The organism is Pseudomonas sp. ICMP 10191 (assembly GCF_001467335.1).
Classification (GTDB): Bacteria; Pseudomonadota; Gammaproteobacteria; order Pseudomonadales; family Pseudomonadaceae; genus Aquipseudomonas; species Aquipseudomonas cerasi.
In genome coordinates, this window is sequence record NZ_LKGW01000113.1 from 17,163 (window position 1) to 42,653 (window position 25,491).

The following is a 25,491-nucleotide window of genomic DNA, read 5'->3' on the forward strand; positions in this document are numbered from 1 at the left end:
ATGGTCGAAGACGTTGAACTCAACCGCCTTTACTGGCACAGCCGCCGCGGCATGCTTGAACTGGACGTGCTGCTGGTGCCGTTTGTCCGTGAGGTCTATCCACATCTGAATGACGTAGACCGCGATTTGTACCGCCGTCTGCTGACCTGTGAGGATCAGGATATGTTCGGCTGGTTCATGCAGCGCGCCGAATCCGAAGACGCTGAATTGCAGCGTATGGTTCGCATGATTCTGGATCGTGTCCAGCCCCAGTGATCGCTTTGAATGTCACTGGCAGGCTTCGCGTCTGCTGGTGACGGCGTATCTTGCGGTTCAGTCGCTGGCACTGGTCGCGTTGTACTGGCTGGACATCGCCGCGTGGGCTGCGGCGCTGTGTGCGCTGATGTGCCTGGTGCACGCTGTCCGCGTGATACCACGCTCCATCCTGCTGACGCATCCGGCGGCATTCACTGCACTCAAGCGCGATCATCAAGGCTGGCAGCTGTGGAATGCATGTGACGGCTGGCAGCCTGTGCAGTTATGCCCCGACAGCCTTGCCTTGCCGTGGGTGGTCATTCTGCGTTTTCGCCCGATTATCGCCGGTCGGCCAGGACGATCAATAAACAGTTGTTGTATCCCGCATGACGCATTGACGCCGGACATTCACCGACGTCTGCGTGTACGTTTGAAATTCAGCCGGCATAGGTGGGCGGCACCAGAATAGTGTCCAGCGCCTCCGGCAACATATCGGGATAGTCCAGCGTGTAATGCAGGCCGCGGCTTTCCTTGCGCTGCATGGCAGAGCGGATCATCAGTTCCGCGACCTGCGCCAGATTGCGCAACTCGATCAGGTCACGGCTGACCTTGTAGTTGCTGTAGAACTCGTCGATCTCATCCAGCAGCAGGCGTACGCGGTGTTGAGCGCGCTGCAGGCGTTTGTTGGTGCGCACAATGCCGACGTAGTCCCACATGAACCGCCTCAGCTCGTCCCAGTTGTGCGCGATGATCACGTCCTCGTCCGAGTCGGTGACCTGGCTGGCGTCCCAGGCAGGCAGGTCGGCGGGCATCTGCACGTCAGCCAATTGCTTTTCGATGTCTGCGGCGGCCGATCGGGCGTAGACGAAGCACTCCAGCAGCGAATTGCTGGCCATGCGGTTGGCGCCGTGCAGGCCCGTGAAGCTGGTCTCGCCGATGGCGTACAGGCCCGGCACATCGGTATGCCCCTTGCTGTCCACCATCACGCCGCCACAGGTGTAATGCGCGGCCGGAACCACCGGTATCGGCTCGCGTGTGATGTCGATGGAAAACTCCAGGCAGCGCTCGTAGACGGTTGGAAAGTGCGTCTTGATGAAGGCTTCCGGCTTGTGGCTGATGTCCAGATACACACAGTCGATGCCCAGTCGCTTCATTTCATGGTCTATCGCGCGGGCCACGATATCGCGCGGGGCCAGTTCTGCCCGCTCGTCGAAGCGCTGCATGAAGCGCTCGCCGTTGGGTAGTTTGAGGTAGGCCCCTTCGCCACGAAGTGCTTCGGTAATCAGAAAACTCTTGGCCTGCGGGTGATACAGGCAAGTGGGGTGAAACTGGTTGAACTCGAGGTTCGCCACTCGGCAGCCGGAACGCCAGGCCATGGCGATGCCGTCGCCACAGGCGCCGTCAGGGTTGCTGGTGTACAGATAGACCTTGGCGGCGCCACCCGACGCCAGGATTGTGAAGCGCGCGCTGTAAGTATCCACTTCGCCACTGTGGCGGTTGAGCACATAGGCGCCGAGGCAGCGCTGGCCGTCCAGGCCGAGGCGGCGTTCGGTGATCAGGTCGATGGCAGCGCGCTGATCGAGCAGTTCAATGTTGGGTCGCTTGATCGCCTGTTCCAGCAGGGTGCGAAAAATCGCTGCGCCCGTGGCATCTGCAGCATGAATGATCCGCCGATGGCTATGGCCGCCTTCACGCGTCAGGTGAAATTCAAATCCGCTTTCGTCGGTGTCTGTGTCATCGCCGCGGGTAAAAGGCACGCCTTGATCGATCAGCCATTGAATCGCCTCGCGGCTGTGCTCGACGGTGAAGCGCACAGCGTCTTCGTCGCAAAGGCCGCCGCCTGCGTTCAGCGTGTCCTCAACATGAGATTGCACGGTGTCGGTGTCATCCAGTACTGCCGCAACGCCGCCCTGTGCCCAGAAGGTCGAGCCATTGGCGAGATCGCCCTTGCTCAGGACTGCAATCCGCAGGTGGTCGGGAAGGGTCAGTGCCAGGCTCAACCCGGCCGCGCCGCTGCCGATTACCAGTACGTCATGCTGAAAATGTTGACTCATCTGCGAATTCTGCCCTTGGCGACCACTAGTATAAGTATTGGGGTAACGGCACAATAGCCTCGCCTACATGGCAATGTGAGACCACAGCGGGTCTGGATTGTGCTCCAGTCCCTGACGTCATGCCTATTGATTTCCTTTTGTTGAGTTGCTGGAAATGCTCCAGTGTATTGATTTAAGGGAGTTTTATGCAGTTTGCGGCTCACGCCAGCGGTTGTGCCAATGGAACTTTTCTTAAAGAACCATGCTCAATAGCAGGTTGCCTACACAGGAACAGCGTCGATTTCGCAGGGTTAGATAAGTGATCATCAACTGCGAAACCGGCGACAAGACTATTCGCGCAGCCGACCGTGTCGAGCTGCGTTTTTCGTGCAGGCTTTACGATGGCTTGCAGGAAACTTGCTTGAAGGGGGAGAACTTTTGCGAAAAGCCCGAGTCTATGTTTGCGAGCCTGAACAATATCAGTTGCAACACTCCTTCATGCTTAACGAGGAGTGTTCATGCTAACCCAGGAAGAGGATCAGCAGCTTGTCGAACGCGTACAGCGTGGCGATACGCGAGCATTTGATCTGTTGGTGCTGAAGTATCAGCACAAAATTCTAGGGTTGATCGTGCGATTCGTGCACGACACCCATGAGGCTCAAGACGTTGCACAGGAAGCCTTTATCAAGGCTTATCGTGCTCTCGGAAATTTTCGCGGCGACAGTGCTTTCTACACTTGGCTGTACCGCATCGCCATTAACACGGCGAAGAACTATCTGGTTTCGCGAGGTCGGCGGCCACCGGATAGCGATGTAAGGTCTGAAGACGCGGAGTTCTACGACGGCGACCACGGCCTCAAGGACATCGAGTCGCCGGAGCGTGCATTGTTGAGGGATGAGATCGAGGGCACCGTCCATCGGACCATCCAGCTTCTCCCGGAAGATTTACGTACGGCACTAACTTTACGTGAATTCGATGGTCTGAGTTATGAAGACATTGCGAGCGTCATGCAGTGTCCTGTTGGTACCGTGCGCTCTCGGATCTTCCGCGCTCGGGAAGCCATCGATAAAGCCCTGCAGCCGTTGTTGCAGGAATCCTGAGACAGCGGCGATAGCCCAAGAGAGGAACCCGCCATGAGTCGTGAAGCCCTGCAGGAATCGCTGTCCGCGGTACTTGATAATGAAGCGGACGAACTGGAATTACGTCGGGTATTGAATGCCATTGACGATGCCGATACTCGCGCCACCTGGTCGCGTTACCAAGTTGCTCGTGCAGCGATGCACAAAGAGCTGCTGATCCCTCATCTGGATATCTCGGCTGCTGTATCTGCCGCGATCGCCGATGAAGTCAGCCCGCTCAAGGCAGCTCGCGGTCCTTGGCGTACGCTGGGTCGCCTAGCCGTTGCAGCGTCGGTTACCGTAGCCGTTCTGGCTAGTGTCCGCCTGTACAATCAGGACGACATTGCCGGTGCGCAACTGGCACAGCAGACCCAACAGCCTGCAAACCTGACTGTTCCGCAAGTGAAAGGCCCGGCCGTACTGGCTGGCTACACTGAAAGCGCCGAGCAAGCGCCTGGTCCTATGGCCAATGGTGTATTGCAGGGCGGTGGTCAAGGTGACCAGCGTCTGCCGGGCTATCTGCGTCAGCATGCCCAGGAAGCAGCGTTGAAAGGCACTGAAAGCGCGTTGCCATACGCTCGTGCTGCGAGTCTGGAAAACCGTTAAGGAGGATCATGCGAGCCGTCCCTCTACTGCCGCTACTGCTTGGTGGATGGCTTGCCCTCCCGGTACAGGCTGATGATGCGCAAGACGCAATCAATCGTCTTGCCAAGGTTGATCAGCAGCAGAGCTATCAGGGTACTTTTGTATACGAGCGCAACGGGAGTTTTTCTACCCACCGAATCTGGCACCGCATAGCGGACGGTCATGTTCAGGAGCGCTTGCTGCAACTTGATGGTTCTGCTCAGGAAGTGTTGCGTGTTGACGGGCTTACCCAGTGCGTCAGCGGCACACTCGAAGCGGGTGTGGCCAATCCGGCCGACTCATCTGCCCGCGCCTTCGATGTCAAAAGACTCTCCGCCTGGTACGACATAAAAGTTGTCGGCAAATCCAGAGTGGCCGGTCGCCAGGCAACCATCGTTGCGCTGTCCCCCAAGGACCAGCATCGATACGGCCTCGAACTTCACCTGGATAACGAAACCGGTCTTGTGCTCAAGTCGCTTCTATTGAGCGAGAAGGGGCAGTTGCTCGAACGTTTCCAGTTTACCGATCTCGATACCGCCGGTGTTCTGTCCGAGCAAGCGCTCAAGACCAGTGCCGATTGCAAACCCGTGTCTGTGGTGAAAACCAAGTCCGAAGCGTCCATAGGTCCTGTGGCCTGGCATTCGGACTGGCTGCCGCCGGGTTTCGAAGTCAGCAGCAGTGGTGTGCGCAAGGACGCCTCCACGCAATCCTCCGTTACCCATCTGATGTATGGTGACGGTCTGGCGCGTTTTTCGGTGTTCATCGAGTCGGTGAAAGGTGGATCTTCCTCGGATATTCGCACCCAGCTAGGCCCTACAGTGGCTGTTTCGCGCCGTCTCACCACGCCGCAGGGCGACATGATGGTGACGGTCGTCGGAGAAGTTCCGATGGGCACTGCGGAGCGCATAGCATTGTCGATGCGTAACGACGAACCTCCAGCCAATAAATAAACATTTGAAGTCACGGATCCCAGGATGTAAAAATTTTCATCCTGGGTTACAGAAGCCGCCAGGCCGCACTCAACCTGGCTCGGGCACAGGCGCTGAAATGTTTGGTGAGGTTTGCAGATTGCAAAAGCTCTGTTTTTTTTCTATAGGTCACAGCCTCGCAGCTCTGGCCTTTTGTCGTTTCCAGAGGCCATGTCGCTGATCCAGAGATGAGCATCGCTGCTTGAGGTCTTTGAGTCGGTTGCTTCGGACTGCTTAATTTTTTCCTCGTTACGAACGGGAGCCATATGTCGATACCACGCATGAAATCCTACTTTTCATTGATTGCCGCTGTGCTGATGCTCGGTCAGGTTGCTACGGCTCAAGCCGAAAACCTGCCGGACTTCACCGGGCTGGTCGAGCAGGCGTCGCCCGCAGTGGTGAATATCAGTACGCGCCAGAAGTTGCCGGACCGTGCCGTCGCCAATCAGCAAATGCCTGATCTGGAAGGCTTGCCGCCGATGCTTCGCGAGTTTCTCGAGCGCAGCATGCCGCCGGGTTCGCGTCCGCCAGGTTCGGGTGCTGGCAAGGGTGATCGCCAGCGTGAGGCCCAGTCCCTCGGCTCGGGTTTCATCATCTCTCCTGACGGCTACGTGCTGACCAATAATCACGTAATCGACGGCGCTGACGAAATTCTCGTACGCCTGTCCGACCGCAGCGAGTTGAAGGCCAAGCTGGTGGGTACCGATCCGCGTACCGACGTTGCCGTCCTGAAAATTGAAGGCAAGGACCTGCCAACTGCCAAGCTGGGTAATTCCAATACGCTCAAGGTCGGCGAATGGGTCCTGGCGATCGGCTCGCCGTTCGGTTTCGACCATTCCGTGACCAAGGGCATCGTCAGTGCCAAGGGGCGCAGCTTGCCTAACGATACCTATGTGCCGTTCATTCAGACCGACGTGGCCATCAATCCGGGTAACTCGGGTGGCCCGCTGTTCAACATGGCGGGCGAGGTCGTCGGGATCAACTCGCAGATCTTCACGCGCTCCGGTGGTTTCATGGGGCTGTCGTTCGCGATTCCGATCGACGTCGCCATGGATGTGGCCAATCAGCTCAAGGCCAATGGCAAAGTCAGCCGCGGCTGGCTGGGTGTGGTCATCCAGGAAGTGAACAAGGACCTCGCCGAGTCGTTTGGTCTGGACAAGCCTGCCGGCGCGCTGGTTGCGCAAGTGCTTGAAGACGGCCCGGCTGCCAAGGGTGGTGTGCAGGTGGGTGACGTGATTCTGAGCGCCAACGGTCAGCCAATCGTCATGTCGGCTGACCTGCCGCACCTGATCGGCAACCTCAAGGACGGCAGCAAGGCCGAACTTGAAGTGATTCGCGACGGCAAGCGTCAGAAGCTGACGGTCACCGTCGGTGCACTGCCTGATGAAGGTCAGGAAATGGGCGATGTTGGCGGTACGGGTGCCGAGCGCAGCAGTAATCGTCTGGGCGTATCGGTGATCGAGCTGACCGCCGAGCAGAAGAAATCCCTGGATCTCAAAGGTGGTGTGGCGATCAAGGAAGTCACAGGCGGCCCGGCTTCGCTGATCGGTCTGCAGGCGGGTGATGTGATCACTCACCTGAACAATCAGGCGATCACGTCCAGCAAGCAGTTCACCGAGGTGGCGAAAAGCCTGCCCAAGGATCGCTCTGTCTCGATGCGTGTTCTGCGTCAGGGCCGTGCGACCTTCATTACCTTCAAGCTGTCCGAGTAACCGGTCGGTTTAAGAGGAAAGGGTGGCCATGGCCACCCTTTTTTGTACCCGTTTGTTTACCGTGCGCCGATCCAGGTGCCTGTAAGCGTGACGCCTCTTGCTTAGTTCAGGTACAATTCCCGGCTATTTTTCGGCGGGCAATCTGCCTGCAACCTTTTTGAGTGTTGATCCGTGAGTGATTTGAGTCATATCCGCAATTTCTCCATCATCGCCCACATTGACCATGGCAAGTCGACGCTGGCCGACCGCTTCATTCAAATGTGCGGCGGCCTGACCGAGCGCGAAATGGAAGCGCAGGTGCTCGATTCCATGGATCTTGAGCGCGAGCGCGGGATCACCATCAAGGCCCATAGCGTTACCCTGTATTACAAGGCCAAAGACGGTATTACCTACCAGCTGAACTTCATCGACACCCCCGGGCACGTCGACTTCACCTACGAAGTCAGCCGTTCTCTGGCCGCGTGCGAAGGTGCGTTGCTGGTGGTCGATGCAGGGCAGGGCGTCGAGGCGCAATCGGTCGCCAACTGCTATACCGCCATCGAGCAGGGCCTTGAGGTCATGCCGGTACTGAACAAGATGGACTTGCCGCAGGCCGATCCGGACCGCGTCAAGGAAGAGATCGAGAAGATCATCGGCATCGACGCCACCGATGCCGTGGCGTGCAGCGCCAAGAGCGGCATGGGCGTGGATGAGGTCCTCGAGCGTCTGGTCGCAACCATTCCGGCACCGACCGGCAATATCGAAGATCCGCTGCAGGCGTTGATCATCGACTCCTGGTTCGACAACTACCTGGGCGTCGTGTCCCTGGTGCGTGTGCGCCACGGCCGCGTCAAGAAGGGCGACAAGATTCTCGTCAAGTCGACCGGCAAGCTGCATCTGGTCGACAGCGTGGGCGTGTTCAACCCCAAGCACACGGCAACCGTCGATCTGAAAGCGGGCGAGGTAGGCTTCATCATTGCCGGCATCAAGGACATTCACGGTGCGCCGGTCGGTGACACCCTGACCCTGAGCACCACGCCCGACGTCGACGTGCTGCCCGGCTTCAAGCGTATTCAGCCACAAGTCTATGCAGGCCTGTTCCCGGTCAGCTCGGACGACTTCGAAGACTTCCGTGAAGCGCTGCAGAAGCTGACCCTGAACGACTCTTCACTGCAATACCTGCCCGAGAGCTCCGATGCGCTGGGCTTCGGCTTCCGCTGTGGCTTCCTCGGCATGCTGCACATGGAGATCATCCAGGAACGCCTGGAGCGTGAATACAATCTCGACCTGATCACCACCGCGCCAACCGTAATCTTCGAGCTGTTGTTGAAGACCGGCGAAACGATTTACGTCGATAACCCATCCAAGCTGCCTGACCTCTCGGCCATCGAAGACATGCGCGAGCCCATCGTTCGCGCAAATATTCTTGTGCCGCAGGAGCACCTGGGCAACGTCATTACGTTGTGCATCGAAAAACGTGGCGTACAGCACGACATGCTGTTCCTCGGCACGCAGGTCCAGGTGAGCTACGATTTGCCGATGAACGAAGTGGTTCTGGATTTCTTTGATCGTCTCAAGTCTGTCAGCCGCGGTTATGCTTCGCTGGATTATCATTTTGATCGTTACCAGTCGGCCAACCTGGTCAAGCTCGACGTTCTGATCAACGCCGAGAAGGTCGACGCCCTGGCCCTGATCGTTCACCGCGACAACGCACACTACAAAGGGCGTGCGTTGACCGAGAAGATGAAAGAGCTGATCCCTCGACAGATGTTCGACGTGGCAATTCAGGCGGCTATCGGCGGTCAGATTGTGGCCCGGACAACCGTCAAGGCGCTTAGAAAGAACGTATTGGCCAAATGCTACGGCGGTGACGTCAGCCGCAAGCGTAAATTGCTGGAGAAGCAAAAGGCCGGTAAGAAACGCATGAAGCAGGTCGGCAACGTGGAAATTCCACAGGAAGCCTTCCTTGCAGTGCTCAGGTTGGAATAGTCAGGTCCTATGTCACTAAATTTCCCGCTGTTGTTGGTCATCGCTGTCTTCGTCTGTGGCGTGCTTGCACTGATTGATCTGGTCATCCTGGCGCCTCGCCGCCGTGCTGCCATTTCCAACTATCAGGGCAGCGTGGGCGAACCTGACATTGCTGTCGTGGAGCGCTTGAACAAGGAGCCTTTGCTGGTCGAGTACGGCAAATCGTTCTTCCCGGTGTTGTTCATCGTGCTGGTGCTTCGTTCGTTTCTGGTCGAGCCGTTCCAGATTCCTTCGGGCTCCATGAAGCCGACACTGGATGTGGGTGATTTCATTCTGGTCAACAAGTTCGCGTACGGCATTCGCCTGCCGGTACTGGACCAGAAGGTGATTCAGATCGGTGATCCGCAGCGTGGCGACGTGATGGTGTTCCGTTATCCGAGCGACCCAAGCGTCAATTACATCAAGCGTGTCGTCGGTCTGCCGGGTGATCGTATCCGCTACACCAGCGACAAGCGGCTGTTCATCAATGGCGAGCTGGTCGCCAAGAAGCTGATCGGCACCGAGCCCGGTACACTGGGCAGCGCGGAACTCTATGAAGAGCAGCTGGGCGAAGTCGAACATCAGATCCGTCAGGAAATGAGCCGCTACCGCGCGCCGCCTGACAGTGAGTGGACAGTGCCTGCCGCGCACTACTTCATGATGGGCGACAACCGTGACAACTCCAACGACAGCCGTTACTGGGATGATCCCAACATTCCCAAGGACGAGCTGGGCATGGTCCCGGACAAGAACATCGTAGGCAAGGCGTTCGCGGTGTGGATGAGCTGGCCCGAGCCGAAACTGAGCCACTTCCCCAATTTTGCGCGCGTAGGGCTGATCAAGTAATCGATGCGGCGCTGCCTGAGCAGCGCCGCATGTCATTTGGGCTGACTGGAAACGCCTCTGAAGCATGAGTCGACCCGGTCAGGAGGCGTTGCACTCTTGAGGTCGAAGTCGAACATGACGTTCTCTACTTCTCAAAAAGGCTTTTCTTTCGTGGGCTGGCTGTTGGTACTGGCGCTGGTCGCGTTTGCGACGAGCACGGCCTTCAAGCTGGTTCCGCACTACCTCGACTACATGACGATGAAGAAAATCATCGAAGCGGTCGACACCAACAAGACCCTGGACATCACCACGGTCGACGATTTTTACGGTTATGTCGGTAAGAACATGCAGGTCAACAGCATTCGGGATATAGATTTGAACAAGGCGTTGAAAGTGACGGTGGAGAACAATGCGTTCCAGGCTCATTTGAACTATGAGCAGCGTGAACCGTGGTTCCAGAACATCGATCTGGTGTTGAAGTTCGACAAGCAATTCAGTGTGGGTAAACCGTGAGCGTATCCTTGAGCCGCCTTGAGCGTCAGCTCGGCTACACCTTCAAGGATCAGGAACTGATGGTCCTGGCCCTGACCCATCGCAGTTTTGCCGGTCGCAACAATGAGCGTCTGGAGTTTCTCGGTGATGCCATTCTCAACTTCGTGGCGGGCGAGGCGCTGTTCGAGCGTTTCCCCCAGGCTCGCGAAGGCCAGTTGTCCCGCTTGCGGGCGCGACTGGTGAAGGGCGAGACCCTGGCGTTGCTGGCCCGTGGTTTCGATCTGGGCGAGTACCTGCGCCTTGGCTCGGGCGAGTTGAAAAGCGGTGGTTTCCGTCGTGAGTCGATTCTCGCCGACGCGCTCGAGGCGCTGATCGGGGCGATCTATCTGGATGCAGGCATGGAGGCGGCGCGCGAGCGCGTCCTGGCCTGGCTGACAACCGAGTTTGACAGCCTGACGCTGGTGGACACCAACAAGGACCCCAAGACCCGACTGCAGGAATTTCTCCAGTCGCGGGCCTGCGAACTGCCGCGTTACGAGGTGGTGGATATCCAGGGCGAGCCGCATTGCCGGACGTTTTTCGTCGAATGCGAGATCAACCTATTGAATGAAAAAAGCCGAGGACAGGGTGTCAGCCGCCGGATCGCCGAACAGGTAGCCGCCGCAGCAGCACTCATCGCCCTGGGCGTGGAGAACGGTCATGAATGATACAACCGCAACACGCTGTGGCTATGTTGCCATTGTCGGCCGTCCCAACGTAGGCAAGTCCACGCTGCTCAACCACATTCTCGGTCAGAAGCTCGCGATCACCTCGCGCAAGCCGCAGACCACGCGCCACAACATGCTGGGCATCAAGACTGAAGGCGCCGTGCAGGCAATCTATGTCGATACTCCCGGCATGCACAAGAATGGCGAGAAAGCGCTCAACCGTTACATGAACAAGACCGCTTCGGCGGCGCTGAAGGACGTCGACGTGGTCATCTTCGTCGTCGATCGCACCCGCTGGACGGACGAAGACCAGATGGTTCTGGAGCGCGTTCAGTATGTCCAGGGGCCGGTCATCCTGGCGATCAACAAGACCGATCGTATCGAAGACAAAAGCGATCTGATGCCGCATCTCGAGTGGCTGCAGGGTCAGTTGCCGAATGCGTCCATCGTGCCGATCTCCGCGCAGCATGGTCACAACCTCGAAGCGCTGGAAAGCCTGATTGCCTCGCACCTGCCCGAGAATGACCACTTCTTCCCGGAAGACCAGATCACCGATCGCAGCAGCCGCTTTCTGGCTGCCGAACTGGTCCGCGAGAAAATCATGCGCCAGTTGGGTGCCGAGCTTCCGTACCAGATCACCGTCGAGATCGAAGAATTCAAGCAGCAGGGCCGCACCCTGCATATCCATGCGCTGATTCTTGTCGAGCGCGATGGACAGAAGAAGATCATCATTGGCGACAAGGGCGATCGCATCAAGCGCATCGGCAGTGATGCGCGTCGTGACATGGAACTGCTGTTCGACTCCAAGGTGATGCTCAACCTGTGGGTCAAGGTCAAAGGTGGCTGGTCCGATGACGAGCGCGCACTGCGTTCCCTTGGCTACGGCGACCTCTAAGCTGTCCTTTCGCCCGACCTTGCTATGGTCGGGCGAACACTTCCCTTTCGAGCCAGCCTGATGAGCACGTCTACCGGCCAACCTGCTTATGTGCTCCACAGCCGTGCGTATCGGGAAAACAGCGCGCTGGTCGACTTCCTCACGCCTCAGGGCCGTCTGCGTGCCGTGCTGCGCAGTGCCAAGGGCAAGGCGGGTTCGCTGGCACGCCCATTCGTGCCCCTCGAGGTCGAGTTTCGAGGGCGGGGCGAGCTGAAGAATGTCGGCCGCATGGAAAGCGCGGGCGTCGCTACCTGGATGACCGGCGAGGCGTTATTCAGCGGCATGTACCTCAACGAGCTGCTGATTCGCCTGTTGCCTGCCGAAGATCCTCATCCTGCCGTGTTCGAACATTACGCTGCCACGCTGCTGGCCCTTTCTCTGGGGCGTCCGCTGGAGCCGTTGCTGCGTTCGTTCGAATGGCGGTTGCTGGATGACCTGGGCTATGGCTTCGCGATGGACGCCGACATCAATGGCGAACCGCTGGCCATTGATGGCATGTATCGCTTGCAGGTCGATGCCGGGCTCGAGCGTGTCTACCTGCTTCAGCCCGGTCTGTTTCAGGGCGCGGAATTACTGGCCATGTCCGAAGCGGACTGGAGCGTCCCCGGTGCGTTGTCCGCTGCCAAGCGTCTGATGCGTCAGGCGCTGGCGGTACACTTGGGCGGTCGCCCGTTAGTCAGTCGTGAACTGTTTCGCAAGCCTTGATCAGGCTTTATTCTCTACAGCCTGCTTCGACCAGCTCGCCCATTTTTCTGGAGACCACCGTGACCCAAAGCACTCGCATCCTTCTCGGCGTAAACATCGACCACGTAGCCACCTTGCGTCAGGCTCGTGGCACGCGCTACCCGGACCCGGTCAAGGCTGCCCTGGACGCCGAAGAGGCAGGCGCCGACGGCATCACCGTTCACTTGCGCGAAGACCGCCGCCATATTCAGGAGCGCGATGTCCTGCTGCTCAAGGATGTCTTGCAGACCCGCATGAATTTCGAAATGGGCGTGACCGAAGAAATGCTCGCCTTCGCCGAACGCCTTCGCCCGGCGCACATCTGTCTGGTGCCTGAGACACGGCAGGAGCTGACCACCGAAGGCGGTCTGGACGTGGCAGGGCAGGAAGCGCGGATCAAGGCAGCGGTCGAGCGACTGGCGAAGATTGGCTGCGAGGTTTCACTGTTCATCGACGCCGACGAGCGTCAGATCGCCGCTTCAAAACGCGTCGGCGCCCCCGCCATCGAACTGCATACCGGTCGCTATGCCGATGCTCAGACCCCGACTGAAGTTGCCGAAGAACTGCAGCGGGTCGCCGACGGCGTCGCGTTTGGTCTCGCCCAAGGGCTGATCGTCAATGCCGGTCACGGCCTGCATTATCACAACGTCGAAGCCGTCGCCGCGATCAAGGGCATCAACGAACTGAACATCGGCCACGCGCTGGTGGCTCATGCTCTGTTCGTCGGCTTCAAGGCGGCAGTGGCCGAGATGAAAGCGTTGATCGTGGCGGCGGCCAGATAACTAATCCCTCAGGGTTTGCGCCCCACGATCACCGCACGCATGGGGGCAGGCAGGCCCTCGATAGTCTTGCTGTGATCGGTGGGGTCCAGATAGTCGCTCAGGGACTGGAAGCGCATCCACTCGGTGCTGCGCTGTTCGTCGACCGTTGTGTGGCTGACGTCGACGCAACGCACATCGGTGAAGCCGGCACGGCGCATCCACAACTCCAGCGCGGGGACTGAAGGCAGGAACCAGACGTTGCGCATCTGCGCATAACGATCTTCCGGGACCAGCACTTGATGGACATCGCCCGGCACTACCAGGGTTTCCATCACCAGCTCGCCGCCTTTTACCAGGCAGTCTTTCAAGGCCAGCAGGTGGTCGATGGGGGATTTGCGGTGATACAGCACGCCCATCGAGAACACTGTGTCGAAGCCTTCAAGATTGGCGGGCAAATCTTCCAGCGCGAACGGCAGGTGCCAGGCGGGCAGGTCAGGCAGATAGCGCTGCATGGCCTGAAACTGACAGAAAAACAGCCAGTTGGGGTCGACCCCGATCACGCTGTCGGCCCCGGCGCCAAGCATGCGCCATTGGTAATAACCGTTGCCGCAGCCGACATCCAGAACGCGTTTGCCCTTCAGGTCCAGGTGTGGCGAAACCCTCGACCACTTCCAGTCCGAGCGCCATTCAGTGTCGATGTGCACGCCGAACACATTGAACGGCCCCTTGCGCCACGGTGACAGGCCCAGCAATGCCTTGCGCAGGACGGTGCGGGTCTCGCCGTTGCACTCGGCTTCCAGGGTAAAACTGTCGAGCAGATCGATTCGCTCGGGCTGCAGGTCGGGCAAGGCATCCAGCGCACTTTGCCAGCGCTGCAGGTCACCGTGACCCTTGGCCATCTTGGTGTCGAGCTGGGCCTGCAGGCCATTGGCCCAATCGGCCAGAGGGGTTCCCGCCAGACGACGGACGAGGGGAGCGAGATCAATCATGGCAGGGCAATCAACGAGGTGAAGTTAAGGCATTGAAACCAGGGCACTACCTTGGAAAAACCTGCGGCAAGCAGGCGTTGGCGGTGTTCTTCGAGGCTGTCGGGTTTCATGACGTTTTCGATGGCGCTGCGCTTCTGGGCAATTTCCAGGTCGCTGTAGCCGTTGGCGCGTTTGAAGGCGATGTGCAGGTCGGTCAGCAGAGCCTGTTCCTGCTGGTCGTCGAAGCGCAGTTTTTCCGAGAGGATCAGCGCACCGCCGGGCACCAGCGCATCACGAATGCGGCCGAGCAATGCCAGACGCTGTTCGGGGGCAATGAATTGCAGGGTGAAGTTCAGCGCCACCACCGAGGCGGGTTTGAACGCCAGCGCGAGGATGTCGCCTTCGAGGACCTGCACCGGCAGCAACTCCTGAAACATGGAGTTCTGCGCGTTGAGGTATTCACGGCAACGCTCGACCATGGCACTGGAGTTGTCTATCGCAATGACTTCGCAGCCCTCACCGCGCACATGGCGGCGCAGGGCCTGGGTGACAGCGCCCAGAGAACTGCCCAGGTCATAGAGCACAGTATTTGGCTGCGCAAATTGCGCGGCCAGCACACCGAGGTTTTCGACAATCGTCGGATAACCGGGCACCGAGCGTTTGATCATGTCCGGGAATACCCGCACCACGTCCTCGTTGAAGGCGAAGTCAGGCACCTGGGCCAGCGGCTGGGCGAAAATGCGGTCGGTTTCTTTGCTCACGGCGGTTCCGGCGAAGGCTTTGAAAAGCCGGCATTCTAGCCAAGTTGCTGCCGGGATGCATGGTGCAGTACGTGCTGTCGGACAAGCCGTGCGCAAAGCCTCACTTCACGCTGATGGCGCACTCGAAGGTCTGCTCCGGGACGACTTCGGGTGCCCAGGGTTGCTGATAGACCATCATCAGCCGGCCGGTCCCGGCATCGGTGGCCTTGAAGCGCCAGACCGATTGCCCGCCGTCGCCGACCATCTCCTTGCTCTCGGCGCTGGCATACACCTCAGGCCCCAGGCTGCGCAGAATATTCTGGGCCGGGTTCTGGGTCAGCCAGCGAAAGCCGGTGGTGGGGTTGCTGGGCAGGGTCAGGATCAGCGTCTGCCCGGACGTGAGTGTCAGCGGGCAGTCGCTTTGCGTGTCGATGGAAACAATGTTTTTCGGCGTCTGAGCGCACGCCGTCAGCAGCGCAAGGCTCAGCGGGGCAATGAAACGGGCAGGGGTCATGGCAAGTTCCGGTATCGCGATACGAGGCGCAAGGATAACTGATCGGAGTTTTGTGAGGGAGTACGACCGGTGTCGCGCTCTGGATCGGACGCAGAGCGTCCAGAACTGAATTCCCATGCTGAAGCGTGCCGGAACGAGAGGTGCCCGATAGAACACCTCTCGTGCCCGTTCAGCGTAGGACCTGCGCAGTATCAATCTTTAGAACAACACCTTCACCACATCCGCAAAGCGTTTGGCGAAGTGCACGGTAATGCCTTCCTTGAGGTAGTCCGGCAGTTCCTCGAAGTTGCCACGGTTAGGCTCCGGCAGGATCAGTTCGTGGATTTTCTGGCGTCGCGCGGCAATGACTTTTTCCCGCACGCCGCCGATCGGCAGCACATGCCCGGTCAGGGTCAGTTCGCCGGTCATGGCGACACCTTTTTTCGGCGGCTGGTTGCGGGCCAGGGACAGCAAGGCGCTGGCCATGGTCACACCCGCACTCGGACCGTCTTTCGGGGTGGCACCTTCGGGAACATGTACGTGCACGAACGCCTCATCGAAGAACTTCGCATCACCACCAAACTTCGACAGATTGGCGCTGACGTAGCTGTAGGCAATTTCAGCCGACTCTTTCATCACGTCGCCCAATTGCCCGGTCAGCTTGAAGCCACGGTTGAGCGTATGAATGCGCGTCGCCTCGATGGGCAGGGTAGCGCCGCCCATGCTGGTCCACGCCAGGCCGGTGATCACGCCGGTGCCGGACAGTACTTGTTCGCTGCGGAATACGGGCATGCCCAGCGACGCTTCGAGGTCTTTTGGTCCGATCTTGATCACTGAATCGGGCTCGTCGAGCAGTTTGACCACTGCCTTGCGCACCAGCTTGCCAAGTTGCTTCTCCAGATGCCGCACACCGGCTTCGCGGGCGTAGCCCTCGATGACGGCGCGCAGGGCGCTGTCGCTGATGCTCAGCTTGCTTTTGGCAACGCCTGCTTTCTCCAGTTGTTTGGGCCACAAGTGGCGTTTGGCAATCGCCAGCTTCTCTTCAGTGATATAGCCGGACAGGCGAATCACTTCCATCCGGTCGAGCAGCGGGCCGGGGATCGAGTCCAGCGTGTTGGCCGTGCACACGAATAGAACCTTGGAGAGGTCCAGACGCAGGTCCAGGTAGTGATCGAGAAACTCGACGTTCTGTTCCGGGTCCAGGGTTTCCAGCAGCGCGGATGCAGGGTCGCCCTGATAGCTCTGGCCCATCTTGTCGATTTCATCGAGCATGATGACCGGGTTCATGACTTCAACGTCTTTCAGCGCCTGCACCAGCTTGCCCGGTTGCGCACCGATATAGGTACGGCGGTGACCCTTGATTTCGGCCTCGTCGCGCATGCCGCCCACGCTCAGGCGATAGAACGGCCGCCCCAGCGACTCGGCAATCGAGCGCCCGACGCTGGTCTTGCCCACCCCTGGCGGGCCGACCAGCAGCACGATCGAGCCGCTGATTTCACCCTTGTAGGCACCGACGGCGAGGAATTCCAGAATCCGCGCCTTGATGTCGTCAAGCCCGGCGTGGTGCTGATCGAGCACCTTGCGCGCGTGTTTGAGGTCCAGCTTGTCGGCACCATAGATGCCCCATGGCAGCGAGCTGGTCCAATCCAGGTAATTGCGCGTCACGGCGTATTCGGGCGAGCCGGTTTCCAGCACCTTGAGCTTGCCGATTTCTTCGTCGAACTTCTTGCGCGCCTGTGGCGGCAAGGTCTTGCCTTCGAGGCGCTGCTCAAACTGTTCAATGTCGGCGCTGCGATCATCCTTGCTCAGGCCCAGCTCCTGCTGAATGACCTTGAGCTGTTCCTTGAGGAAGAACTGCCGCTGATGCTCGCCGATCTTGCGGTTCACTTCGGCAGAGATTTCCTTCTGCAGGCGTGCAACCTCGACTTCCTTGCGCAGCATCGGCAGGACTTTCTCCATGCGCCTGAGCATCGGCACGCAGTCGAGCACCTCCTGCAGTTCGACGCCGGTGGCCGAGGTCAGCGCGGCGGCGAAGTCAGTGAGCGGCGAGGGATCGTTGGGGCTGAAACGGTTGAGGTAATTCTTCAGCTCTTCGCTGTACAGCGGGTTGAGCGGCAGCAGTTCCTTGATCGCATTGATCAGGGCCATGCCGTAGGCCTTCACTTCATCGGTCGGCTCATTGGGCTGCTGCGGGTATTCGACTTCTACCAGGTACGGTGGGCGGTGGTGTTTGAGCCAGGTACGGATACGCACACGGCTCAACCCCTGCGCGACGAACTGTAAACGACCATTTTCGCGACTGGCGTGGTGAACCTTGACCAGAGTGCCATACTCGGGGAGTGCGTCGGTCTTGAAGTGGCGCGGATCTTCCTGCGGGGTGTCCATGAAGAACAGCGCCAGCGAATGATGCTCGGACTTGCTGACCAGCTCCAGCGTTTCGGCCCACGGCTCTTCATTGACGATGACAGGCAGGACCTGCGCCGGGAAGAACGGACGGTTGTGGATCGGGATGATGTAAACCTTGTCGGGCAGGTTCTGGCCGGGCAAGGCCAGCGAGGTGCTGTCGGAACTCAGAGACACGTCGTGCTCGTCTGCGTCATTGGGCAAGTCTGGCGAGTCTGTCTGCTGGTCGCTCATGGGGCACCTGAGAAGTTGAACATGGTTCTTAGATGGGGCAGCGGCTCTCAGGTTTCAATAGTCTTGGTCGATAGTCTGTAAAGCGGTTGGAAAACCGTTATTTATTAGCGGGCCTGTCAGGGCTGACAAGGACGGGCTTACTTCATTTACGGCACTGCCGGTATGGGTTGAATCAGGCATGACCAACGTATTTATTTCTGCATTAGTGGCAGGACTGTGGATAGCATCGGCTGCAAACGCATCGGCTTCCAGCTTTACCGCCCAGGTAACGGACAAGGAAGGCAAGCCCCTTGCAGATGCGGTGGTAACGCTCAAAGGGCCGCCCGATCCTTCACCTGTTGTGTTGAAGGCGTCAATGGACCAGCGTGATCAGGAGTTTGCGCCACATGTACTGGCCATCCACGCCGGCACTCAGGTCAAGTTCCCCAACAGCGACAACATCCGCCATCAGGTCTACTCCTTTTCTCCGGCCAAGCGCTTCGAGTTGCGGCTTTACGAGGGCACACCCTCGGATCCGCTGTTGTTCGACAAGCCTGGCGTGGTCGTACTGGGCTGTAACATCCATGACTGGATGGTCGGTTACATCTACGTCACCGACGATTCATGGTTCGGCGTGACCGACAGCAACGGCCAGCTCAAGCTGGATCAGCTTCCGGCCGGGCATTATGCCGCGACCCTCTGGCATCCGCGTATCGCGGACATGCAGCCTGTGTCGGGCGGCGAGCTTGAGTTGCCGGCAGCAGGCCTCACTCAGCGTTTCAACCTCGCGGTCGAAGCGGAAGCCGATGACAAACCCGGCAAGCCCGCACCCGGCGGTTTCGGTGACGCCTTTCACAAGGCCGCACATGAATGAAATTTAGAGCCAGCTTTCAGGCGCGCATTGCCGGGGTTCTGATTGTCCTGTTGCTGATTGTCGTGAGTGCGGTCTATCTCGCCGTCAAGGTTGCAACAGGCGAGGCGGTGCGCACTCAGGCCCAGGCGCAGCTGGAGGTGGGTAGCCGCGTCTTCGAGCGTCTGATCGATCTGCGCGGCAAACGTCTGCGTGACACCGTGCAACTGGTGGCAGCCGATTTCGGCTTTCGTGACGCGGTGGCCAGTTCCGACGCCTCGACCATTCGCTCGGTGTTGCTCAACCATGGCAAACGCATCAATGCCAGTGACATGTTTCTGCTGGGCATGGATGGCGTAGTGATTGCCAGTACCGTGCCGAAAGTCCCCGAAGGTTCCAGGTTTGTCTATGACCAAGCCCTGCGCAATGCCAAACGTGCCGGTCAGTCAGTGCTCATTGTGCCCGGCGGCGGAGACCCTCATTTGCTGGTGGAGAGCACCGTTCTCGCGCCATTGCCGATCGGCCGCGTGGTCATGGGCTTTACCATCGACAGCGGCATTGCCGAAGAACTGCGTTCGCTCAGCGGTCTGGAAGTGTCTTTTCTCACCGTAGAAGACGGTAAGAACGGCGAACTGATCAGTACCCAGCCAGAGGCCCTGCACGCGGGCCTGATTGAGCTGATGCGCAGCTCCTCGGAAGGCCAGATGCTGCTTACCGAGCAATCGAACCTTAACTTTCTCAGCCAGACCCTGATGCTCGCCAACACCAGTATTGGCGGCGACGGGCAGGTTATCGCGCTATTACAGAGCCCTCTGGACAAGGCCTATCAGGCATTCGCGCCGCTGAATGAGAAGATCTTCTGGATTTCCATGGCCGCTTTGGTGGCGTCGCTGATCGGCACACTGGCACTGGCGCGAAGCGTGTCGCTACCGGTACAGGCCCTGGCCACGGCGGCCAAACGTATTGGTGATGGCGACTATAAAACGCCGGTCACCCTGGTTCGCAGCGATGAGCTGGGCATGCTCGCCGAAGCGATCAACACCATGCAGCAGGGCATCGCGGTGCGCGAGGGGCAATTGGCGCACAACGCGCTGCACGACAATCTGACCGGGCTGCCCAACCGGGCGCTGGTGATGGAGCGTCTGGGTAGCTCGATTGCTGCAGAACGTGCGTTGGCTCTGTTGTCTCTGAGTATCGAAAACCTCGCCACGATCGGCGAAAGCGTGAGCGTTGAAGGCGTGGAGCAGTTGTTGCGCCATGTGGGCCAGCGCCTGCAAGGTAATCTGCGTGCCGGCGATACCGTGGCACGTCTGGGGACCAACGAGTTTCTGCTGTTGCTGGACAACACGTCCAGCGCGGGTGCAGTGGGCATGGCAGACGCCCTACAGCGTCTGCTCAGTGAGCCGCAGCGTATCGACAATCACGAGCTGGAGCTTGAGTGCTGCATTGGCATCACGGTGTATCCGGAACACGGTGATTCCGCCCAGGAATTGCTCAACCGTGCGGCAATTGCACGCAAGGACGCCGCGTTCATTCCCGGTCGCTTGCAGATTTATCAGGATGGACGTGATCTGGCCCACCAGCGGCAGATCACGCTGATTCGTGACCTGCGCAAGGCCGCGCAAAATGGCGAATTCACGCTGCATTACCAGCCCAAGCTGGATATCCGTCAGGGCTATGTGCGTCAGGCCGAAGCGCTGTTGCGCTGGGCTCATCCGCAGTTCGGCAATGTCTCGCCCGCCGAATTCATCGTCCTCGCCGAGCGTACCGGGAGCATTTACCTGCTGACCAACTGGGTGATCGAAGAGGCGATTCGCCAACTGGCCGAATGGCGTCAGCGCGGTCTGGTCCTGCAGGTGTCGGTGAACATTTCCGCTGATGACCTGCTGGGTGATGATCTGGTCGGTTATGTCATGAAATTGCTCAAGCAATACGCTCTGCCTGCCGAACAACTGGTATTCGAGATCACCGAAAGCGCAGTCATGAGCGAACCGGAAAAAGCACTGATCGTCCTGCATCGCCTGCGTGATTGCGGCATCAGTCTGTCAGTCGACGATTTCGGTACTGGCTACTCGTCATTGGCTCACTTGAAACGTCTGCCCGTGCAGGAGCTGAAAATCGACCAGTCTTTCGTGCGCAATCTGGATGAAACCAGTGAAGACGCAGTAATCGTGCGGTCGACCATTGAAATGAGCCACAACCTCGGACTGAAGGTGGTGGCAGAAGGTGTCGAGTATCAACACAGCCTAGACCTGCTCCGGCGTTGGCACTGCGATACGGCCCAGGGTTACCTGATCAGTCGACCGCTGACCGCGTCGGCGTTCGAGGCATGGATTGCCACGTATCAGGCCTCACCCGGTCTTATGGTGAATTAATCCATGTTGCACAAAACATCGCTGCTGTTGGGGTCTTTGCTGGTGGGTATGGCGGGGGTTGCTTCGACGCCCGCCCTGGGCGACAACGGCCGGTTGATCGCCACGGGTGGCGCTACCAGCATTGAAGGCAGCGCCGGCGGCGGCATAACCCCGTGGGCGGTGATTACCGGCTACAGCGAGCAAGGCGAGTGGGGCGCTACCGCCTTCGCCACGCATGTGGATCTGCCGGACTACAACCTTGATGTGGCAGGCCTGGCGGTCGCCTATGGCAACCGCGTGGAGTTTTCCTACGCGCATCAGCGTTTCGATATCAGCAACCTGCAGCACAGGCTCAGCCTGCCGGACGATAACCTCAGTCAGGACGTGTTCGGCGTCAAGGTGCGGCTCTTCGGCGACCTGATCTACGAAAGCCTGCCGCAGGTTTCTCTGGGGGTGCAGTACAAGCATCAGAACGATTTCCTGATTCCCAGCCTGGTCGGCGCCCGACGTGACTCGGATGTCGAAGGCTACCTGACGGCCAGCCGCTTGTTCATGGGCGCGGCGTTCGGCTACAACGTTGTGGTCAACGGCGGCGTGCGTTACAGCCGCGCCAACGAAACCGGACTGTTGGGATTCGGCGGCGATCGGCGCGACAGCCGCAGCCTGCTCAAGGAGAGCTCGGTAGCCGTGCTGTTCAATCCGCGCTGGGCACTCGGTGTCGAATATCGCGAGAAGCCAGACAACCTGTCGTTTGCGGGCGAAAGTGACTGGGCCGATGTGTTTCTCGGCTATTTCCCCAACAAGCACGTGTCCGTGGTCCTGGCTTACGCCCGTTTGGGCGAAATCGCCACGCTGGACAACCAGAACGGCACCTATCTGTCTGTGCAGGGGAGTTTCTGATGAGGCGTTTGCTGATAGCCATGATGCTGACGCTACTGGCCGGTTGCGCGCAGCAGCAACAGCCACCCAAGGATGACAGCCTCTACCAGGACCTTGGCCAACGTGCCGGTATCCAGCGCATCGTCGAAGGTATGCTGATAAACGTGGCCAGGGATGAGCGGATCGTCGAGCATTTCAAGAAAGTCGACATCGTGCGTCTGCGCGACAAACTGGTCGAGCAACTCTGCGTCGAGTCCGGCGGCCCGTGTCGCTATACCGGCGACAGCATGGCCGAGGCGCACAAGGGCCAGCACCTGACGCCCAGCGATTTCAACGCGCTGGTCGAAGACCTGATCGCCGCGATGGACACCGAAAAGGTCCCGGTCCCCGTACAAAACCGCCTCATCGCCCGCCTGGCACCGATGCGCGGCGAAGTGATCGGCAAGTGATGGGTAGCCCTGAAACACACACTGACTATCGTGCCAATGCTCCCCGTCCAAGATCGGACGCAGAGCGTCCAGAACAGCGTTGCCACGCTGGAGCGTGCGGAACGATAATCTTCAGGGAGGGCACTTGCGCGAGAACACTATCGTGCCAATGCTCCGCGTTGGCATGCCGTTCGTGACGCTCCGCGTCACAAATCGACGCCGCGCCGCGTGTTCAGGATCGGACACAGAGCGTCCAGAACTGCGTTGCCACGCTGGAGCGTGGTGACGATAGTCTCTGTCGCGTTAACTCCAACTTTGCCCCATCTCAACTCAACCGCGTCAGATACCCCGGCACTTCCTGCTCCGGCAATACCGACAACACTTTCAGACGTTGCAGCATGCGCTGGCGGGCGCGTAACAGGTGTTCCTTGAGGTTCAGTGCGGCGGCGTCGAAGGCGCCGTGCAGCAGCAATTCAATGATCAGCCGGTGTTCGGCGAGCATCGCTTCATCGGCGCCAATGCTCAGCAGGCGGTAGAAAATCCGGTTGATGATCATCGGGCTCTGCGCCTGGCTGATCAGCATGGCGATCTTGCGGTTTTGCAGACCGCCCAGGCATTGCTGATGCAGGTCGTCCTCAAGGCGCTCGATCTCCTCAAGGCTGCACTGTTCGGCGTTTTGCGCCTCGATGACCCTGGCCAGCATTGCCTCCAGGGTTTCGCGGCTCAGCTGCGGCGCCGTCTGGCGCAAGGCTTCGGGCTCGAGGCAGGCGCGCAATTCGTAGTCTTCGGTGATTTCCCGGGCCGTCAACGGCCCCGCCAGCCATTGCGAGTAAGGCTCTTTTTCCACCAGGCCGCGATCCCGCAGGCGCATCAGCGCCTCACGAACCACTGCGCGGCTCACTCCGTAATGCTGCGCGGCGCTTTGTTCATCCAGCCGGTAGTGACCAAAGGCGATACAGGCCGACAGTGCCGCACCGATCTCATCGTGAATACGTTCGCCGAGCGGGCGGGTATCGACCAGTTCTTCGCTGCTGTCCAGCCCGAACTGCTTGTGGCTCAGGCTCAGACGCAGCGGCTCGACTTCCTGCGCGTCAGGATTGACCAGATAACCCCGGCCGTCGAAGCGGCTGATCAAGCCTTCTTCATGCAGCAGGTTGAGCGCCTTGCGCACCGGCACCCGGCTGGTGCCGAACAGTTCTGCCAGCGGTGCTTCAAGCAGCACCAGTCCATTGGCGGCCGCGCCCGAGACGATGGCGTTACGCAACACCTCGCGGATCATGGCGTAGCGCGACGCGGTGCGCGGGTCCTCTTCTGACATCGGTTTCATACACTTCTGGCGGTTGACGGACGATTCTCGCACAGAAGCGCTGTTGTCACCTTGGCACACGTCCTTATGCTCGCTCATGGGGCCACCGTTACTTTTTTGCACTGAAATGTATCTTTTGTAAAAGATACATTATTTCTTTATGACGATCCTGTTCGCCTACGACGCCTTATCGCAACTGATTGATGCCTTTGCAAAAAGGTTTCTAGTACGGCGTTTCCAGCGTGAAAGGGTCGTCAGCTCGATCGGGTCAGGACGTCGCGACATGCAGATTGGCATGGAACCTGCCTTTGTTAAATGTACATTTTATTAATAAGTACATTTTTAAAGGTGTGATGTCCATGACCGATACCGGGAGTCACAGCGTTACCGGTGATGCCTGCGCACTGGCCGAGGATTTTGCCCAGGGGCGCAGTGACCCTGTGCAGGCTCTGGACAAGGCCCTGCAACAGGCGGCACGCGCCGATCATGTGTTCATTTCCATGAGTATCGAACGGGCACGCAGGGAAGCCGAAGCGTCTGCGGCCCGCTGGCAGCAAGGGCAGCCATTGAGCCCCTTCGACGGCGTGCCCATCGCCTGGAAGGATCTTTTCGACGTGGCAGGCAGCGTCACAACCGCCGGCGCCGCGGTGCGCAACAACCTGTCCCCCGCGCTGCTGGATGCGCCGAGTGTCGGGCTGCTGGCACGGTCCGGGATGGTCAGCCTGGGCAAGACCAATCTCAGTGAATTCGCTTATTCAGGGCTGGGCCTGAACCCGCATTTCGGTACGCCGATCAACCCCAACAGCGACGGCTCGCCACGCATTCCTGGCGGTTCGTCTTCGGGTTCGGCAGTCGCCGTCGCCAACGGAACCGTACCGATCGCCATGGGCACCGATACCGCCGGTTCTATTCGTGTGCCGGCAGCGCTCAACGGTCTGGTGGGGTTTCGCAGCACCAGCCGCCGCTATAGCCGCGACGGTGTTTTCCCGCTGGCGCTGACGCTGGACAGCGTCGGGCCACTGACCCGCAGTGTGCGCGACGCTCTGGTGATCGACGATCTGCTCTGTGCGCGCAGCAAACCTTCATCGTTGATACCACGCAGCCTGGCCGGTCAACGTTTCCTGCTCGATCAGGCGGTGCTGGAAGACGAACGCGTCACGCCGGCCGTTCGCGACAACCTGTTGCGTGCTGTTGAAGCCTTGCGTGCAAGCGGTGCGCTGATCGAGGTCAAGCCTTGCCAGGCATTTCAGGCCACGTTGCTGTTAACCCAGCAACACGGCTGGCTTGGTGCAGCCGAGGCGTTCGCGCTGCATCAGGCGTTGCTCGACAGCGACGCCGCCAGCCAGCTTGATCCCAGGGTTCGCAAGCGCCTGGAGGCAGCCCGTTCCATGCCGGCCAGCCTGCTGGTCAATCTGTACGCTGCGCGCGAGCGGCTGCAGGAGCAGTTGACCCTCGAACTGGACGGCGCGCTGCTGATTACTCCGACCGTGGCCCATGTGGCGCCGCCGCTCGCACCGCTGCTGAAGGACGACGACCTGTTCGTTCAAACCAACCTCGCCACGCTGCGCCTGACCATGCCCGGCAGCCTGCTGAACATGCCCGGCGTGTCACTGCCCAGCGGCCGCGATGCCTCGGGCTTGCCCACCGGGCTGTTGCTCAGCGCACCGGCAGGCGAAGACGCACGGCTGCTGCGTGCGGCGCTGACGGTGGAGTCATTGATCGCAGCCCCTTGAATACGTT

Annotated in this window: 24 protein-coding genes; 18 read left to right on the forward strand and 6 right to left on the reverse strand. The window is 59.4% G+C overall.

Annotated features, from left to right (window positions below; genetic code table 11):
• Window positions 1-255, forward strand: coding sequence for an FAD assembly factor SdhE (locus tag AO388_RS14875; RefSeq protein WP_003363729.1), 255 nt, complete (start codon window positions 1-3; stop codon window positions 253-255).
• On the forward strand, window positions 239-703 hold the full coding sequence (locus tag AO388_RS14880; protein WP_058416668.1) for a protein YgfX: 465 nt from the start codon (window positions 239-241) through the stop codon (window positions 701-703). Before AO388_RS14875 ends, AO388_RS14880 begins: the two co-directional genes overlap by 17 nt.
• Here the strand turns inward: AO388_RS14880 and nadB are convergent.
• Window positions 672-2,288 carry an L-aspartate oxidase gene (gene nadB / locus AO388_RS14885; protein ID WP_003431320.1) on the reverse strand — a complete coding sequence of 539 codons (1,617 nt, stop codon included), beginning with the start codon at window positions 2,286-2,288 and terminating at the stop codon, window positions 672-674. The genes AO388_RS14880 and nadB overlap by 32 nt on opposite strands.
• A 497-nt stretch (window positions 2,289-2,785) precedes the next feature.
• Between nadB and rpoE the strand changes: the two genes are divergently transcribed.
• The 11 genes from rpoE (at window position 2,786) to pdxJ (ending at window position 13,138) form a co-directional block, all read left to right on the forward strand.
• Entirely contained in the window at window positions 2,786-3,367 is a 582-nt protein-coding gene (gene rpoE, locus AO388_RS14890) for an RNA polymerase sigma factor RpoE (RefSeq protein WP_002554912.1), read from the forward strand.
• Between the two features lie 33 nt (window positions 3,368-3,400).
• Entirely contained in the window at window positions 3,401-3,991 is a 591-nt protein-coding gene (locus AO388_RS14895; RefSeq protein WP_003363721.1) for an anti sigma-E factor RseA C-terminal domain-containing protein, read from the forward strand.
• 8 nt (window positions 3,992-3,999) lie between these two features.
• Window positions 4,000-4,959, forward strand: coding sequence for a MucB/RseB C-terminal domain-containing protein (locus AO388_RS14900; RefSeq protein ID WP_032609146.1), 960 nt, complete (start codon window positions 4,000-4,002; stop codon window positions 4,957-4,959).
• 299 nt (window positions 4,960-5,258) lie between these two features.
• The gene (locus AO388_RS14905) at window positions 5,259-6,689 is read left to right on the forward strand and encodes a DegQ family serine endoprotease (protein WP_223272533.1); all 1,431 of its coding nucleotides are present in this window, start codon (window positions 5,259-5,261) and stop codon (window positions 6,687-6,689) included.
• Between the two features lie 171 nt (window positions 6,690-6,860).
• Window positions 6,861-8,657 carry a translation elongation factor 4 gene (gene lepA, locus AO388_RS14910; protein WP_024660706.1) on the forward strand — a complete coding sequence of 599 codons (1,797 nt, stop codon included), beginning with the start codon at window positions 6,861-6,863 and terminating at the stop codon, window positions 8,655-8,657.
• A gap of 9 nt (window positions 8,658-8,666) precedes the next feature.
• On the forward strand, window positions 8,667-9,521 hold the full coding sequence (lepB, locus tag AO388_RS14915; RefSeq protein WP_003363711.1) for a signal peptidase I: 855 nt from the start codon (window positions 8,667-8,669) through the stop codon (window positions 9,519-9,521).
• 114 nt (window positions 9,522-9,635) lie between these two features.
• A complete protein-coding gene (locus tag AO388_RS14920; RefSeq protein WP_003384196.1) occupies window positions 9,636-10,013 on the forward strand; it encodes a DUF4845 domain-containing protein in 378 nt (125 codons plus the stop codon).
• Window positions 10,010-10,699, forward strand: coding sequence for a ribonuclease III (rnc, locus tag AO388_RS14925; RefSeq protein WP_002554906.1), 690 nt, complete (start codon window positions 10,010-10,012; stop codon window positions 10,697-10,699). Before AO388_RS14920 ends, rnc begins: the two co-directional genes overlap by 4 nt.
• On the forward strand, window positions 10,692-11,594 hold the full coding sequence (gene era / locus AO388_RS14930) for a GTPase Era (protein ID WP_003363707.1): 903 nt from the start codon (window positions 10,692-10,694) through the stop codon (window positions 11,592-11,594). The genes rnc and era overlap by 8 nt, the downstream gene beginning before the upstream one ends.
• A 60-nt stretch (window positions 11,595-11,654) precedes the next feature.
• A complete protein-coding gene (recO, locus tag AO388_RS14935) occupies window positions 11,655-12,338 on the forward strand; it encodes a DNA repair protein RecO (protein WP_058396679.1) in 684 nt (227 codons plus the stop codon).
• A gap of 59 nt (window positions 12,339-12,397) precedes the next feature.
• Complete coding sequence (gene pdxJ, locus AO388_RS14940) at window positions 12,398-13,138, forward strand: pyridoxine 5'-phosphate synthase (protein ID WP_003431309.1); 741 nt, start codon at window positions 12,398-12,400, stop codon at window positions 13,136-13,138.
• 8 nt (window positions 13,139-13,146) lie between these two features.
• On the opposite strand, the gene cmoB is transcribed toward pdxJ, so the two are convergent.
• From cmoB to lon, 4 genes are all read right to left on the reverse strand, one after another.
• A complete protein-coding gene (cmoB, locus tag AO388_RS14945; protein ID WP_054082104.1) occupies window positions 13,147-14,106 on the reverse strand; it encodes a tRNA 5-methoxyuridine(34)/uridine 5-oxyacetic acid(34) synthase CmoB in 960 nt (319 codons plus the stop codon).
• Entirely contained in the window at window positions 14,103-14,846 is a 744-nt protein-coding gene (cmoA, locus tag AO388_RS14950; RefSeq protein WP_003363698.1) for a carboxy-S-adenosyl-L-methionine synthase CmoA, read from the reverse strand. Before cmoA ends, cmoB begins: the two co-directional genes overlap by 4 nt.
• Before the next feature lie 100 nt (window positions 14,847-14,946).
• Window positions 14,947-15,339: a protease inhibitor I42 family protein gene (locus AO388_RS14955; RefSeq protein WP_003363696.1), complete on the reverse strand. Its 393-nt coding sequence runs from the start codon at window positions 15,337-15,339 to the stop codon at window positions 14,947-14,949.
• A gap of 198 nt (window positions 15,340-15,537) precedes the next feature.
• A complete protein-coding gene (gene lon / locus AO388_RS14960; RefSeq protein WP_003363694.1) occupies window positions 15,538-17,955 on the reverse strand; it encodes an endopeptidase La in 2,418 nt (805 codons plus the stop codon).
• Between the two features lie 178 nt (window positions 17,956-18,133).
• Here lon and AO388_RS14965 point away from each other — a divergent pair, with 178 nt between their 5' ends.
• From AO388_RS14965 to AO388_RS14980, 4 genes are read left to right on the forward strand one after another with little or no spacing between them, the layout of a single operon-like run.
• On the forward strand, window positions 18,134-18,808 hold the full coding sequence (locus tag AO388_RS14965) for a methylamine utilization protein (RefSeq protein ID WP_044308864.1): 675 nt from the start codon (window positions 18,134-18,136) through the stop codon (window positions 18,806-18,808).
• Window positions 18,805-21,159: a bifunctional diguanylate cyclase/phosphodiesterase gene (locus tag AO388_RS14970; RefSeq protein ID WP_044308863.1), complete on the forward strand. Its 2,355-nt coding sequence runs from the start codon at window positions 18,805-18,807 to the stop codon at window positions 21,157-21,159. The genes AO388_RS14965 and AO388_RS14970 overlap by 4 nt, the downstream gene beginning before the upstream one ends.
• 3 nt (window positions 21,160-21,162) lie before the next feature.
• The gene (locus AO388_RS14975; RefSeq protein ID WP_003363690.1) at window positions 21,163-22,038 is read left to right on the forward strand and encodes a DUF3034 family protein; all 876 of its coding nucleotides are present in this window, start codon (window positions 21,163-21,165) and stop codon (window positions 22,036-22,038) included.
• A complete protein-coding gene (locus AO388_RS14980; RefSeq protein ID WP_044308862.1) occupies window positions 22,038-22,466 on the forward strand; it encodes a group I truncated hemoglobin in 429 nt (142 codons plus the stop codon). The genes AO388_RS14975 and AO388_RS14980 overlap by 1 nt, the downstream gene beginning before the upstream one ends.
• A 304-nt stretch (window positions 22,467-22,770) precedes the next feature.
• Here the strand turns inward: AO388_RS14980 and AO388_RS14985 are convergent, their stop codons facing one another.
• Window positions 22,771-23,763, reverse strand: coding sequence for a GntR family transcriptional regulator (locus AO388_RS14985; RefSeq protein ID WP_371123815.1), 993 nt, complete (start codon window positions 23,761-23,763; stop codon window positions 22,771-22,773).
• Between the two features lie 347 nt (window positions 23,764-24,110).
• Here AO388_RS14985 and AO388_RS14990 point away from each other — a divergent pair, with 347 nt between their 5' ends.
• Complete coding sequence (locus AO388_RS14990) at window positions 24,111-25,484, forward strand: amidase (protein ID WP_058416669.1); 1,374 nt, start codon at window positions 24,111-24,113, stop codon at window positions 25,482-25,484.
• Window positions 25,485-25,491 lie beyond the last annotated feature (7 nt).

What these genes read in the sequence shown, in the direction of transcription:
- AO388_RS14875 (WP_003363729.1), top strand. Translation starts at nt 1, where the DNA reads ATGGTCGAAGACGTTGAACTCAACCGCCTTTACTGGCACAGCCGCCGC.
- nadB (WP_003431320.1), bottom strand. Translation starts at nt 2,288, where the DNA reads ATGAGTCAACATTTTCAGCATGACGTACTGGTAATCGGCAGCGGCGCG.
- rpoE (WP_002554912.1), top strand. Translation starts at nt 2,786, where the DNA reads ATGCTAACCCAGGAAGAGGATCAGCAGCTTGTCGAACGCGTACAGCGT.
- AO388_RS14895 (WP_003363721.1), top strand. Translation starts at nt 3,401, where the DNA reads ATGAGTCGTGAAGCCCTGCAGGAATCGCTGTCCGCGGTACTTGATAAT.
- AO388_RS14900 (WP_032609146.1), top strand. Translation starts at nt 4,000, where the DNA reads ATGCGAGCCGTCCCTCTACTGCCGCTACTGCTTGGTGGATGGCTTGCC.
- AO388_RS14905 (WP_223272533.1), top strand. Translation starts at nt 5,259, where the DNA reads ATGAAATCCTACTTTTCATTGATTGCCGCTGTGCTGATGCTCGGTCAG.
- lepB (WP_003363711.1), top strand. Translation starts at nt 8,667, where the DNA reads ATGTCACTAAATTTCCCGCTGTTGTTGGTCATCGCTGTCTTCGTCTGT.
- AO388_RS14920 (WP_003384196.1), top strand. Translation starts at nt 9,636, where the DNA reads ATGACGTTCTCTACTTCTCAAAAAGGCTTTTCTTTCGTGGGCTGGCTG.
- era (WP_003363707.1), top strand. Translation starts at nt 10,692, where the DNA reads ATGAATGATACAACCGCAACACGCTGTGGCTATGTTGCCATTGTCGGC.
- recO (WP_058396679.1), top strand. Translation starts at nt 11,655, where the DNA reads ATGAGCACGTCTACCGGCCAACCTGCTTATGTGCTCCACAGCCGTGCG.
- cmoB (WP_054082104.1), bottom strand. Translation starts at nt 14,106, where the DNA reads ATGATTGATCTCGCTCCCCTCGTCCGTCGTCTGGCGGGAACCCCTCTG.
- AO388_RS14955 (WP_003363696.1), bottom strand. Translation starts at nt 15,339, where the DNA reads ATGACCCCTGCCCGTTTCATTGCCCCGCTGAGCCTTGCGCTGCTGACG.
- lon (WP_003363694.1), bottom strand. Translation starts at nt 17,955, where the DNA reads ATGAGCGACCAGCAGACAGACTCGCCAGACTTGCCCAATGACGCAGAC.
- AO388_RS14965 (WP_044308864.1), top strand. Translation starts at nt 18,134, where the DNA reads ATGACCAACGTATTTATTTCTGCATTAGTGGCAGGACTGTGGATAGCA.
- AO388_RS14970 (WP_044308863.1), top strand. Translation starts at nt 18,805, where the DNA reads ATGAAATTTAGAGCCAGCTTTCAGGCGCGCATTGCCGGGGTTCTGATT.
- AO388_RS14975 (WP_003363690.1), top strand. Translation starts at nt 21,163, where the DNA reads ATGTTGCACAAAACATCGCTGCTGTTGGGGTCTTTGCTGGTGGGTATG.
- AO388_RS14980 (WP_044308862.1), top strand. Translation starts at nt 22,038, where the DNA reads ATGAGGCGTTTGCTGATAGCCATGATGCTGACGCTACTGGCCGGTTGC.
- AO388_RS14985 (WP_371123815.1), bottom strand. Translation starts at nt 23,763, where the DNA reads ATGTCAGAAGAGGACCCGCGCACCGCGTCGCGCTACGCCATGATCCGC.
- AO388_RS14990 (WP_058416669.1), top strand. Translation starts at nt 24,111, where the DNA reads ATGACCGATACCGGGAGTCACAGCGTTACCGGTGATGCCTGCGCACTG.